The sequence below is a fragment of the Trichodesmium erythraeum IMS101 genome (genome assembly GCF_000014265.1).
GTDB classification, from domain to species: domain Bacteria; phylum Cyanobacteriota; class Cyanobacteriia; order Cyanobacteriales; family Microcoleaceae; genus Trichodesmium; species Trichodesmium erythraeum.
Genome location: NC_008312.1, coordinates 1,992,566 through 2,005,884 on the forward strand (window position 1 = coordinate 1,992,566; position 13,319 = coordinate 2,005,884).

The 13,319-nt window shown below is 32.5% G+C and carries 8 protein-coding genes and 1 pseudogene; 5 read left to right on the plus strand and 4 right to left on the minus strand.

Going from position 1 to position 13,319, the window contains the following annotated elements; translation table 11 throughout:
- Positions 1-1,640: 1,640 nt before the first annotated feature.
- The gene (locus tag TERY_RS06080) at positions 1,641-3,917 is read right to left on the minus strand and encodes a heavy metal translocating P-type ATPase (RefSeq protein WP_011611012.1); all 2,277 of its coding nucleotides are present in this window, start codon (positions 3,915-3,917) and stop codon (positions 1,641-1,643) included.
- Positions 3,918-4,998: 1,081 nt separating this feature from the next.
- On the opposite strand from TERY_RS06080, the gene TERY_RS06085 reads away from it, so the two are divergent.
- Positions 4,999-5,757, plus strand: a complete 759-nt coding sequence (locus tag TERY_RS06085) for an ATP-binding cassette domain-containing protein (protein WP_011611013.1) — start codon at positions 4,999-5,001, stop codon at positions 5,755-5,757.
- Between the two features lie 593 nt (positions 5,758-6,350).
- The gene (locus TERY_RS32495) at positions 6,351-6,488 is read left to right on the plus strand and encodes a hypothetical protein (RefSeq protein WP_155994333.1); all 138 of its coding nucleotides are present in this window, start codon (positions 6,351-6,353) and stop codon (positions 6,486-6,488) included.
- Positions 6,489-6,498: 10 nt separating this feature from the next.
- On the opposite strand, the pseudogene TERY_RS27330 reads toward TERY_RS32495, so the two are convergent.
- A pseudogene (locus TERY_RS27330) lies at positions 6,499-7,183 on the minus strand (IS1 family transposase).
- Positions 7,184-8,049: 866 nt separating this feature from the next.
- Between TERY_RS27330 and lepB the strand changes: the two are divergent.
- Positions 8,050-8,646 carry a signal peptidase I gene (gene lepB, locus TERY_RS06095; protein ID WP_011611014.1) on the plus strand — a complete coding sequence of 199 codons (597 nt, stop codon included), beginning with the start codon at positions 8,050-8,052 and terminating at the stop codon, positions 8,644-8,646.
- A 261-nt stretch (positions 8,647-8,907) separates the two neighbouring features.
- On the opposite strand, the gene TERY_RS06100 is transcribed toward lepB, so the two are convergent.
- Complete coding sequence (locus tag TERY_RS06100) at positions 8,908-9,225, minus strand: hypothetical protein (protein ID WP_011611015.1); 318 nt, start codon at positions 9,223-9,225, stop codon at positions 8,908-8,910.
- A 465-nt stretch (positions 9,226-9,690) separates the two neighbouring features.
- Positions 9,691-10,827: a peptidylprolyl isomerase gene (locus tag TERY_RS06105; RefSeq protein WP_011611016.1), complete on the minus strand. Its 1,137-nt coding sequence runs from the start codon at positions 10,825-10,827 to the stop codon at positions 9,691-9,693.
- Positions 10,828-12,482: 1,655 nt separating this feature from the next.
- On the opposite strand from TERY_RS06105, the gene efp reads away from it, so the two are divergent.
- Together efp and TERY_RS36360 are read left to right on the plus strand one after the other, a co-directional pair.
- Positions 12,483-13,040, plus strand: coding sequence for an elongation factor P (efp, locus tag TERY_RS06110; RefSeq protein WP_011611017.1), 558 nt, complete (start codon positions 12,483-12,485; stop codon positions 13,038-13,040).
- A 99-nt stretch (positions 13,041-13,139) separates the two neighbouring features.
- Positions 13,140-13,277: a hypothetical protein gene (locus tag TERY_RS36360; protein ID WP_370496709.1), complete on the plus strand. Its 138-nt coding sequence runs from the start codon at positions 13,140-13,142 to the stop codon at positions 13,275-13,277.
- Positions 13,278-13,319 lie beyond the last annotated feature (42 nt).

Sequence of the window (13,319 nt, forward strand, 5' to 3'; positions counted from 1 at the left end):
ATTTCTATTCGGTGCTTGCTTCTGGTAACATCAGCGTTATCCAATTCACAAGTTACCACGGCCGAACTAACCGCCGTTGCTAGAGTATAACTAGCATTTAAGCTCTATAAAAACTGAAACCACAATGTTCATAATTCAACACTTTTTCTTTTCAGATATTAATATAGAAGCTATTTAATATTTTCAAAGTTAGAACAAGTGTTTCAACTAGGAAAACATTACTTTTGAGTCCTAGTAGTATAAAATAGATAATTAGTAATTATTACATCTTATACTAGTTACTAGCCCTACTTTTTCGGATTGACTTTAGGACTGATATTTCAGCTTAATCTAGGTTAAGTCTGAGGTAAGTCCATTTTAAATACAATCTTAAATCTTAAGATTAAGTTACTTATATCTATATTGCAGTTAGTTAGAGGATTCCATGAAGGTGTATTTACCGAACATCAGCAAACATTGAATTCTCAGGAACTTTAATTTTTTATAGTTTTACCTCTTTTATATTTCTAATTTAGAGCTAGAAAGCTACAATTGTCATTGTGGCAAACCGTAGTAAAATGTTGTGTTTGCCGTCTTTATTTTTTTCCTTACAGCAGTTTAGGAGTCTGGTGAGCTACAAAGTTTTATCACCTTAGTAAATACCGAATAGAAATTAGTTTTTAACTGTATCTCATCATCTGCGCCAAGTTCTTTAATCACTGGGTATGTATTAGATATCTTCAATAATACTGATTTTGGAACAGTTTATAATAATTTCAGAATCAATTCTTGAGATTTCATTTTTTTGATTTTTATTTCCGAAAATATTAATATCTAAAGTATTCTTTAAAATAAAAAAAACCATGTTTTACAGCAACATATTTTTTGAGTTTAAATACTTTTAATAATCCCTAATAATTCCTCTAAAAAATTATAAGATAATTTTACTTAAATGCTTATAGTTTTCCCTTAATAGCATAGTTTTAATGTGCATTTTGTAAGTTTTGTTAAGGTCAGAAACCTAACAAAAATAAGTATATGTTTGGTGTTGCTGTCACTATTTTAATGGTCGTGCTTTTAATTCCACACAGAATTTCATGTCGGCGACACTCAAAAACACAAACATCCTGTGGAGAAAAGCCTAACCTAAGGCAAACAGTTATGTATTAATACATCACATCACATAGGAAGTAAGATTTTCAAGGTGTGAAACTAAAACTCCTCTAGTGCATAAATCTTGTCTGCGTAGGAACTTGTAGGGACGTTCGATGAAAAGTCTTCACTATAGTCTACTAATTATAAATAAAGCAAGGCAATACTCAAGTCAAGCAGGAGGGAAGAGGAATTAGAGTTGTTTTGTGTGAGAAAATTAAAAAAGCTTAAAAGCTTACCCTATAGGTTTTTCAAAATCTCAATTTTTAAGAGCACGCTTAAACTGAACTTGTTTTGGGTTTTAGCCATTTTTTTTGGCTTAATTCCCAACAACTCTATTGATCCTAACGCCGAAGGTAATAGACTTCTGGTTTAGGAAGCAGGGGTTAATATCCCTCACAACAATTCCAGTTCAGTAGCCCCAGTTCAGGAAGTCCTGAACGGTAGCTTCTATCTCCTGCCTTTTCAAAATAGTTGTAAACCCTTAACAGAAAAGATAAATAATTCAGCTAAACTTTTGCTTTTGGCTTAAAATTACGCAATCTCAAAGCATTAGTAACTACGGAAACCGAACTAAATGCCATTGCTCCACCTGCAATAATGGGGTTCAATAACCAACCAGTTAAAGGATATAAAATACCGGCAGCAATAGGAATGCCTAAAGTATTATAAATGAAGGCAAAAAACAGATTTTGACGAATATTTTTTATAGTCGCACGACTCAGCTTAATTGCTGTAATAATGCCAGTTAAGTCTCCAGAAATTAATGTAATATCGCTAGAGGCGATCGCTACATCTGTACCTGTACCAATAGCTATTCCTACATCTGCTTGAGCTAATGCTGGAGCATCATTAATCCCATCTCCCACCATTGCTACAATTTGATGGTCATTCCTTCTTTTTTTCTTTTCTAATTGGAGATTTTTCACAGTTTCAGCTTTTTGGTCTGGGCGTACTTCAGCAAATATTTTACTAATACCAACTTCAGCACCAATAGCTTCTGCTGTTCGGCGATTATCTCCCGTTAGCATCACAACTTCTATTCCCATTTTTTGTAATGTTTGAACCACATTTTTTGAGGATGGTTTTAAAGTATCAGCTATGGCAAATATTCCCTCAATTTCACCATCAATTGCTATCCAGGCAGTAGTTTTTCTATCTGCTTCTAATTTATCTTGATAATTTAGGAAATTAGTAATCTCAATTCCTAACTCATTCATCCAGCGATCAGTACCAATTTGTACCAATCTATCAAATACTATTCCTTGAACACCCATACCAGAGATGGCCTCAAATCTTTCTGGTTCTGGTAGGGGAAATTTTATACCTTGACCTTTAGCATATTCGACAATTGCTGTAGCTAAAGGATGTTCAGATTTTCTCTCAACTGCTGCTGCTATTTTTAACAATTTTATTTCGTTTTCATTGGTAGTTCCTTGAGTAGTTATGTAGTCAGTAACTGTAGGTCTACCTTTAGTAAGAGTACCTGTTTTATCTAGGATAATTGTTTCAATTTTATGAGTAACTTCTAAACTATTTGCACCTTTAATTAATATCCCATTTTCTGCACCTTTTCCTGTTCCTACCATAACAGAAGTAGGGGTAGCTAATCCTAAAGCACAAGGACAAGCAATTATTAATACACTAACTGTTGTAATTAGTGACATTGTTAAATTGCCAGTCAAATTAATCCAAATAAGAAAAGTAGCGATCGCTACCCCCATCACTACAGGTACAAACCAGGAAATTACCATATCTGCTAATTTTTGAATTGGTGCTTTTGAAGCTTGTGCCTGTTGAACTAACTTAATTATTTGAGCTAATACTGTATCTTTTCCCACTCTGGCAGCCTCAAATTTAAAACTACCAGTTTGATTAATTGTTACTCCAATAACTTCATCTCCAGGTTTTTTTTCTACAGGCACACTTTCACCAGTTACCATCGATTCATCTACTGTAGAAAAACCTTCTTTTATTTTCCCATCAACTGGAATTTTTTCCCCAGGACGAACAACAATTAAATCGCCAATTTTGACTTTTTCAATCATAATATCTATTTCTTTTCCATCTCGAATAACTCTAGCAGTTTTTGCCTGCAAACCCATCAATTTTTGAATAGCTGCTGAGGTCTGTTTACGGGCGCGATGTTCGAGCAATTTACCTAATAGAATTAAAGTAATAATAGTAGCTGCTGCTTCATAATAAACATCAGGATTTAATCCTTGTCTAGTAAAAAAAATTGGGGAAAATGTGGGGAACAGAGAATACAAATAAGCCGCACCTGTACCTATAGCAACTAAAGTATTCATATCTACATAACGATTTTTTAATCCTTTAATAGCAGCAAAAAAAAATGATTTGCCACACCAAATCATAACTAGCGTTGTTAATATTAATTGTATTAAGGGATTGCCTAACCATGAAGGTATCCAAGACAAGTTTAATCCGGTCATCATTGGTAAAGAACCAATAATTAAAATTACACTAATAGTACCACCAAATATAACTTTATTGATCATTTTTCGTTCTATTTGGTGATTTTCTCTATCTTTGTCTAATAAATTTATTGTTTCCTGAAGTAGTTGTGCTTCAAAGCCAATATTTGTTACAGATTCTTGAATTTTATGTAAATTTGTTTTCTGGGAATTAAACTTAACTGTTGCTTGTCCTATTGCAAAGTTAACTTGGCATTCTGCTACACCAGTTACATTTTCAATTGCCTTTTGAATTTTATTAGCACAGCCAGCACAACTCATGCCTTTTAACTCTAGATATCTTATTTCCATAATTGCCTCCTGATGACGAGCGTGATAAATTTAGCTTCAAAGCTTTAAAATCAATTCTCTAGTTAACTCGAAAGAAATAATACTATTTACCAAAAACTTTTCTATGCTAGCTATTAAGTAGGACACCCACCCCTAAGCCCGACCGTGGACAGGGGAGTAGAGGATTAGAGAGTAGGGAACTGTCATACAATTTCTGTACAACATAAGAATAATTAACGCGCTACAGGCTCTTTATTATCAAAAAAATCATTTAGCTCATCTTCATTACTTAATAATTAAAATATAACTTATATTATAGCATTACTTTTGATGCTTAGCATGAGTAGTTAGGCATAAATAAATGTTTTTACAAAAAATATAAAAAAGAAGCTAGAAACAACTTCTCAAATACTTCTCACAATTTTGAATTCCTATTGCTATTTGAAGGATAATTACAATCATCTACTTATAAACTAACCAATTTCATAAAATATTCTTACAGTTATTGTACTTACGAGATTTACCCATAACTAATGTATATAACAGAGGTATTTTCTTACGGAATACTACGCCAACGTGTTGTGGAGCAAGCATGGTCTTTCCCTTTTACGTATGCTGTATGATTTGATATGTGTGCATAAGTCCTGAGTTATTATTTCCCATTGATCAGACAGCCAAAAAGAAAGAGGAAATATATATGATATCAAAGAGTACTTTACTATCCCTAAAAGTTATTTAATAAACCAATACAAGACTTAGATTAAAAATGTAGTTTTGCTTTCCAAGTCTTTTATTATTAGATCCGAATATGTTTGGATTGAGACTTTGGACATTTCATACTTTTTCTCTTTTATTTTTCTCTCCCTCTCTGTCATTCATCCTGCAAATATGCAACACCAAAATTTGAGATGTAACTACCTAAACACTAAGAATTTAGTATAATTTCATAAAATCATTGTTTTTTTCTAAGCTTGATAAATTACAACTTGTATTCTATATCTTTTATATAACGTTTATTAAGCTACTAAGGTACAATTATTTTTCTTCTTTTATATTCACTGTTTCCTGCATTCCTAATCTCTCAAATAATATCAAAATAACAATGAACAATCAAACAGCTATTTATTGTCATAATCTCAATAAAATTTATGCTAATGGAACTGTTGCCTTACAAAACATGAACTTAACAATTAACCAAGGAGAATTTTTGACTATTGTCGGACCTTCTGGATGTGGAAAAAGTACGGTATTGCGATTAATAGCAAAATTAAGTGATGTTACTTCAGGTAAAATTGAGTCAAATATAAATCAGAAGAAACATGAATTAGCTTTTGTGTTTCAAGAACCAGCATTAATGCCTTGGTCTCAGGTTATTGATAATGTGTATCTACCTCTTAAATTAGCGGGAAGATCTCTCAGAGAAGCCCGAACAATAGTGCAAGAAGCAATTAATTTAGTAGGTTTAGATGGTTTTGAGTGTTCTTATCCACGAGAGCTATCAGGTGGTATGAAAATGCGAGTTTCTATTGCTAGAGCATTAGTAACTCAGCCAAAAATTGTGTTGATGGATGAACCTTTTGGTGCTTTAGATGAAATGACTCGTAATAAGTTAAATAGTGATTTATTAGGGGTATGGAAAAAACGAAATTGGACTGTAGTTTTTGTTACTCATAATATTTATGAAGCGGTATATTTATCTCAACGAGTAATTGTTATGGCTGCTCGTCCTGGCAGGGTAGTAGCAGATGTCAAAATAGATGCCACTTATCCTCGTAGTGAAGACTTCCGAATGTCACAATTATGTAATGATTATTGTCGGAAAATTTCTAATTATTTAAAAATGGCAGTATCAAATTCTTAATACTAATTCTCAAAAAAAATACTATGCTTAGGTAAGACTTCAATTATTCAATAATTAATAGAGTTGTTGGGCATTAAGCCAAAAAAATGGCTAAAACCTAAAACAAGTTCAGGTTTAGAGTGCTTTTAAGGATTAAAATCATGAAAGCCTCATAGAGTAAACTTTTAAGCATGTTGAATCTTCCTACACCCAACAACTCTAATATACACCAATAAGCTTTTTGATAATTAATGCACCCCAAGTCATTTAATTATTCTAATATAGGAATTACCAAAAACTACTGTATCTATTAGATATCAGCGGTCGCCTTTGCTCCGAACATATTTGTGTAGCATTCTATAGGAAAAGTCTAAATATGAGACTAATATTTGCAAATGTGAAAGTGGTTATCATCGACCTTCCCTATCTATTTGCGCAGTTTTCCTTACGGAATGATGGCATATAAGGGCTAAAAACAATATTTTGAGGGAAGTTGCGATGACAAAAATTTGATGCTCAAGCAGTAGAATTATTTGTACAATGTGCAATGTTAAATCGAATGATTCAAATAGGTAAACCTCAGAGTTACATGGATTGAAATCTAGTTACTTCCAATGGGGGAGTGGTTTGCATTGCCGGAACCTAGTGGTAGCAAAAACGATCTTCCAAATGTAGCTCCACCAATAACAACGGTGGCGGCATTGATAGAAATGTTGGGGGGATTTTTTTTGTCGAAAAAAGGTGTTACATAGTGACAAATGATTAGGAGAGTTGAGGAATTTGCCGATATTTCAAATAATATATCAGCAAGCACATTGACTTGCATAATATATCAATTGACTTGGAGTAGCATAAAGTTTTATAATGTAACCTAGCTAAATAGTTTCAATGACAGCAGTTTTATCTTTCTATTCTGGTCATGGCTGTTTTACTAACATTGTGATCGCAATTCTCAATTAAGCAAGTATAAACTTTGTAGCTATCAGTAACATAAAGAAAACAAGCCCAAACTTGAATTATCTGCCACAATATTGTGAAGGTAACGGCGCAACCTACGCTGATAACAAACTTAAGAATTCCTGGCATTTGACTATTTACAACACTTGAGACCCGAATTTTGTTTTTTTTGAGCCGATAAAAGTTTGTAGTACATCAAGCGTGAGCATTTTCAACAATTGCTATTTTCTTTTCAGGAATTTGTCCTACAGCCAGTTATAACCAATTAAGCACTGTATTATGAAAAATATCAGTTACTCTCTCAATAGCTCGAAATCCCATGCTGTTAAGGGACATCTTGACACACAGCTCTTTAACATTATAACTATAGCCCTAAAGAGCTGGAATTTTCTTGGAATTGACGGCCACACTCACGGCATAAATAACTCTGCTTTTCCTAAAGATGACCATTTTTGACTACTTTATGACCTTAACAATAGGGATAATTCATATTAATGCTTCCAATATATCATTCTATATGATGCAAAATTTCAAAAACCAGCATTACCTATTTACTGGCAAGTTTTGAATTACAAAGGCTCTACTAATTTGACTTAACAGAAGGCACTGATAAAACGAGTTTTAAGGTTATTGAAAAAATATCAACTGGTTATTTCTTATTCGAGCAGGAGAGTCCCAAGGTGCAGATTTATCACAGTGGTTGAAAAATTTAACATCACCTCAAAAAGTTTATTTTATATTCAAGGATAATCACTATCGTCAACTTGGAATAAATTACTATAAACTGATAATTTTGGGGATAAATCTCGGAACAAAAATATTTTTAAGTAACATGAATTTTTCTAAAAAAATAGGTTTTTGTAAATTTAATATATCTACTTCCCAGGAGTTTTTGTTTGACATCCTCCCAGACTATGAAGGGCAAAGAAATTCTACCAAGGGTGAGCTCCCATGGGGATTAATTTTTTGCACTTAGCACGCGCTACCAACTCCACAGGCTATTTCATCAAACGGTTACCTCCGTGTCCGTCTTTTTGTCTCGGACTGCCTATACGCGATTGATTAATTAATAAAACAATATAACTAGAGAGTGGGAAGTTCTAGTAAGAACTATTGTGATCTTTGGCTTATAGCTATCTCAAGGTTAGAAACTTTTTTGAGAACACTATAAATGCTGTAAGCTAATTTATATAATACTTTTAGCCTTTAAAGCCAATAGTTTTTTAGGATAACTTTGTAAGATCGAGAATACAACAAAACAACTAAAAAGTAACTCGCTTATGGGCCCTATGGACGAGGCTTTAAAGCCAATTTTTTGTGTAAAATAGAAATAATCAAAAATTTAAAACCATAAAAATGACATCAGAAAAAGAATCCTCAAATCAACCAATTATAGATAATTCGACAACTCCCTGGTGGTTAAAAATATGGCAGGAACAAAAAGAAAATATTAAAGTTGTAGCGATCGCTCTATTCTTATCTTTATTAATCAGAATATTCATTGCGGAACCGAGATATATACCATCAGATTCAATGATGCCTACCTTAAAAGTAGGCGATCGCCTAGTAATAGAAAAAATATCTTACAATTTTTATCCACCCACAACAGGTGATATCATCGTCTTTGAAGCACCCCAACAATTGCAACCCTACGGTTATACAAAAAATCAAGCTTTTATCAAACGAATTATAGGTTTGCCAGGAGATACTATTAGAATTGAAAATGGTACAGTATATGTTAATGACCAACCCCTTACTGAAAATTATATTGCGGAACCTCCTGAATATGCTTTACCAACTTCAATTAAAATTCCTGAAGATAAATATTTTGTAATGGGGGATAATCGCAACAACAGTAATGACTCTCATGTTTGGGGTTTTTTGCCTAGAAAAAATATTATAGGTAAGGCAGTATTTCGTTTTTGGCCTTATCAAAGATTAGGATCAGTTTAAAATAATCAGAAGGAATTAATTTCTGCTAAAAGTATTAATGAATAATCAGTTTAATATCCCAGCTCTGAAGTTTAAAATTGCAGAATATTCCGATAATTTCAGATACAAATATTAATCTTAAAACCTCTAAACTTCATCCGTATTGCTCACTAGTAGTTTACCTAACTAAGATAAAATTATCTATTAATCTGTGTGTAAAGTTATCGAAAAACCTTATTCCTAAACATTCCCATACTGATAACTTATAACATAAATAACAACTTACCATGGTTGTTGATCTAAAACAGGAGGTAGACTTAAATTAGGAAATTTGTAGAATGTATCTCCTTGTTCATCTATTTCTAGAATTGCCGAGAATATTTGTACTTGATTTTCTAGATATCTCTGAGCAACTTGAGCATCAACTTTAGCAGCAGCAGCTAATTGAATTAGAGAGACTTTACCATTTTGAAGCTGTAATAATTTATAGAAAGCATCATCTAAAATACGCTGCTGCTGTCTATTATTTAACATATTAACTATAAATGCACCTAATACAATTCCTAACCCAGTAAGTATTACAATTTCTATAATAGCCATTTTATCTAAAAAGGAAGAAGTAAGAATCAAGAAAAAGTAAGAAGTAAAAATTAACTACAAAACCTCCTTTTTCTATAAACAACAACTAGGAATAAAAATCAGGAAAACTCATATATATAATTCTAGTATAATGACACTAATTAACTTAATTATTTCCAACTTTTTTCCTATTTTGTAGTCTAACAAATATAACTTAAATTAATATTGTTTAATTTAACTAGAGTAATTGGTAATTTAGTCTTGTAATTATCTATAGCATTTTCCAATGATATTTCAAAAAATAGTTACTTATTTACTAACAGTAAAAAGTCCGCTGTTACCTTCTTAACCGTTGACTTTTGCATGTATATCGTTTTCATAAAAGAAGTCAGTTTTTTTGACATAACTTCTAGAAATTTATATAGAAATTGATAGGCTAAATCATCCAATTACCCTAATTTAATACCAAATTTCCCAACCCAGAAATTAGGCTTCAGGTTCCACAATATTTTCAAACCCAGCTACTACCTTCGCAGAAATAATTTTGTCTCCCTTGTTTAATTCTTCCAAAACCTTTTTTCCTGCAACAACATAACCAAAAACCGTATAACGACCATCCAATAAATTTACTCCGGCAGGGGTTAATTCTGGTTGGAATAGGAAAAAGAAAAATTGAGAAGAAGCACCATCATTTTCAGCTTCAGGCCGAGCCATTGCTACTGCACCATAAGCAGAAAAAGGCAGAACAGGAAGTTCGCGAAAACGGCCAATCTCTTCTAAAGTAAAACTATATATCGGTTCGTTGTCTCCCTGGACTAAAATTTCTAATGGGATATTACGGTACTTCCCACTATCTGGGTCAATAAAACCAACTTCTGGGCCTGGAGGATCTCCAGCTTGCAAGACATAAGACTGTTCTGATCGAATAAACTCTAGGCCATCATAAAAACCCCTCTGAACCAAATCTACAAAATTACCTGCTGTAACAGGGGCACTATAACCATCAACAACTAAAGTCAAGGAACCTTTATTAGTTTCCATGTCAATAGTAGCGCGACCTTTGAGTTGCGGTAAATTAGAAAAATCTGAAGGCACTTCAAACGGAAAACCTACTACCATTAACTGTTCAAGCTGACCTACTAATGTCAGTAGTTTTGCCCGTTGCTCTAATACCTGTTCCCCATCTTTAGCTTCAGCAACCTCTTTAATATCAATAATACCTTGATCGAGTATAGCAATTATTTCCTCTGCCTCAGGTTGTTTTGATTCAGGAACACTAGCTAGCAATTTAGGTTTATTGATACTGAGAACTCTTGATGCAGTCCCAATATCACTAACAACAGAAGTCCAACGTTTACCTCGTAATCTGTTAGAAATATCTTCTAGACTACTTTGTATTTTACGCACAGGTTCATTTTCTATTGGTAGAGCATACCTTAACAAGGCCCTACCATCAGTAATAGGGTCTCCCTGGGGCAAACGACTTTGACGAGTTGTTGTCATACCACCGTTCCACCAAGCAGCACTAATACCAATAGACAGAGTAATAAGTAACAGCCCTAGGATAGCAGTTTTAAGCAGACGTTTACAAGTGTTCATTACGAAATTGCGCAAATTTACCATATTTGTGAAATTTTATTCTCTTAGCTTATATTACATGTCTGTCCACAGTCTTAACGAAGTCATAAGTCAGTATTCAGAAGTCAGAAGTTATCTTTCTCTGCAGTATGGCAGTGAGCAACTCTCCAAAGATATTTCGATAATTCAGCTGGGGTCCCGGGACTAAATTATTTGGGACAGATTTTTGGGGACAAAAATTAGGTGATTTTTGATTAGGCGTTAAAGGTGTTAAAGGTTATTTTTTATCTTCCACAATATTTAACCATTACCTAAAAAGGTGACAAAGAGAACTAAAATTCTAATTGGACAATGCGTTGCGCCCTCTTACCTTTTCAATAATTGAGTCGATGTTACGGACAATTGGCCATCAGTTGCTCGCCTTCTTTTGCCAAAACTTCTAGAGAAATTTTGCCAAGTTTGCCCTCTATATTCCGATATAAAAATGGCTATGGTGTGGATATTTGTTCCTTTTTATGCATAATTTTTATTCTAAAAAGACAAATTTTGGTACCATTAATAATAGATTCAGTTTCAGCAAAAGTACTTAATAATTTTAAATACATTAAGCATTTACCTATAACTTGAGATCCTTACAGATTATAGACTCTATTTTGCAAATTAAAGAAAATTTTCTTAACGTATATTCGTTGTTTATCAGTAATTAAAAATTTTATAATTTGAAAATATTTGTGAGTATAAACTAAGCTGATTATGGATAACAATGTAAATATTTTTTTCTGGTATTTTGTAGATACATTAAAAAAACATAAATTTTAGTGTTTTATTTTTTATTTTATCTTGATTTAATTTCTAATTATTCGATAGTAATATTGAGGAATTTATCAAAATAAATGATAATTTTTTTTCTATAAAAAAACTAAGATAGGTCTTTTATTAGTCTTTTAAACATTAATTTGGCTTCATGATATCAAATTTACATCTCATAAAGCTACTTTTTTTATAACTAGCACATAGAGTTAAATCTATAAATCATAATTATTCTATATCAGGAAAATAAATATTATTTTTTTTTGATATTTTTGATGTAAAAATACAAAATAAAATGCTTATAAGTTAGGTCAAGTAATAACATTTTAAAGACAGACTATTTAGTCAGATAAATAGATAAATATAGTCTTGAACTTTTTAAAATATTTATTAAAATTACTCATTTAAGAGGAGAAAATAAAAAAATAAAATTTCATTTTATACAAATAAAAAAATGTTGCATAGCCCGACTAAAACTTTCAAATAGAGTGTATTTTTGGTATTTGATTGGGTAAGGTTTCCAATCCTTTACATCTATGTTCTATATTCAATATTCAGAGCAATTAAAATAAAATTTTTCAGATGACCCCCCAGATGAAATTTTCGTGAGCCCACGAGATATTTATAGTCAAGTTGAGGTAATTTGTTCATTATCATTAAGATGAGGCTTGTTGATTTTGAGGAGACTTATCTTAATAATAATAATTTTGCTGAATACTTTATACATATAACTTTTCAACCTTGATTGTCACTTCTTGAGAACTATTACTTCGAGTCCCAAATTTTTACTCCTAAGTGATAAACTCCTGAAAATATTTATAGAGAGTATTGTAGGATGTCTAATGTTAACTTCTAATTGAAACAATTAAAAACCGCAATCACGGTGTTATATGATTTCTAGTAATGATTTTCGCCCCGGTGTGACCATAGAATTAGATGGTTCAGTTTGGCGAGTAGTAGAATTTTTACACGTTAAACCAGGCAAAGGTTCTGCTTTTGTTAGAACAAAGCTCAAAAATGTACAAAATGGTAATGTTGTGGAACGAACTTTTAGAGCTGGAGAAACAGTCCCTCAAGCTACTTTGGACAAGAGAGCGATGCAGCATACATATAAAGATAGTGACCAATTTGTATTTATGGATATGGAAACCTATGAAGAGACCAATTTAAGTTCTGAACAAATTGGTGAGCGTGTTAAGTATCTGAATGAAGGGATGGAGGTCAATGTTATTATGTGGGGTGAACAAGTAATAGAGGTGGAGCTACCCAATTCTGTAGTATTAGAAGTAATCGAAACTGACCCTGGGGTTAAAGGAGATACTGCTACTGGTGGTAGTAAACCTGCTACAGTAGAAACAGGTGCCCAAATTATGGTTCCCTTGTTTATATCCAAAGGAGAACGGATTAAAATAGATACCCGTAATGACTCTTACTTGGGTAGAGAGTAATTCTAGGGTACTTATTTTGGCAGGGTTATTATTCCCCTGCCTTTTGGTGTTAAATTCTATATTTATAGCAGCATTCTACTTTAAGAAGTAAATATACTGATGGTTTTAGGGAGTAGGATATTGACAACAGTTAGGTTTTTTTATTTGGAAAGGCATCATAGGGTAGAACAAGTTCGACAAAGGGGAAAAGTTGACAAGAAACCACAAATGATGGAAATTTCTAATGATCAACTGTAAAAGTTCTCGCTTCAAAAAAGATTATGAAAATTTTTGAGCTAT

What these genes read in the sequence shown, in the direction of transcription:
- TERY_RS06105 (WP_011611016.1), bottom strand. Translation starts at nt 10,827, where the DNA reads ATGGTAAATTTGCGCAATTTCGTAATGAACACTTGTAAACGTCTGCTT.
- TERY_RS36360 (WP_370496709.1), top strand. Translation starts at nt 13,140, where the DNA reads ATGGTTTTAGGGAGTAGGATATTGACAACAGTTAGGTTTTTTTATTTG.
- TERY_RS32495 (WP_155994333.1), top strand. Translation starts at nt 6,351, where the DNA reads ATGGGGGAGTGGTTTGCATTGCCGGAACCTAGTGGTAGCAAAAACGAT.
- TERY_RS06085 (WP_011611013.1), top strand. Translation starts at nt 4,999, where the DNA reads ATGAACAATCAAACAGCTATTTATTGTCATAATCTCAATAAAATTTAT.
- TERY_RS06100 (WP_011611015.1), bottom strand. Translation starts at nt 9,225, where the DNA reads ATGGCTATTATAGAAATTGTAATACTTACTGGGTTAGGAATTGTATTA.
- efp (WP_011611017.1), top strand. Translation starts at nt 12,483, where the DNA reads ATGATTTCTAGTAATGATTTTCGCCCCGGTGTGACCATAGAATTAGAT.
- TERY_RS06080 (WP_011611012.1), bottom strand. Translation starts at nt 3,917, where the DNA reads ATGGAAATAAGATATCTAGAGTTAAAAGGCATGAGTTGTGCTGGCTGT.
- lepB (WP_011611014.1), top strand. Translation starts at nt 8,050, where the DNA reads ATGACATCAGAAAAAGAATCCTCAAATCAACCAATTATAGATAATTCG.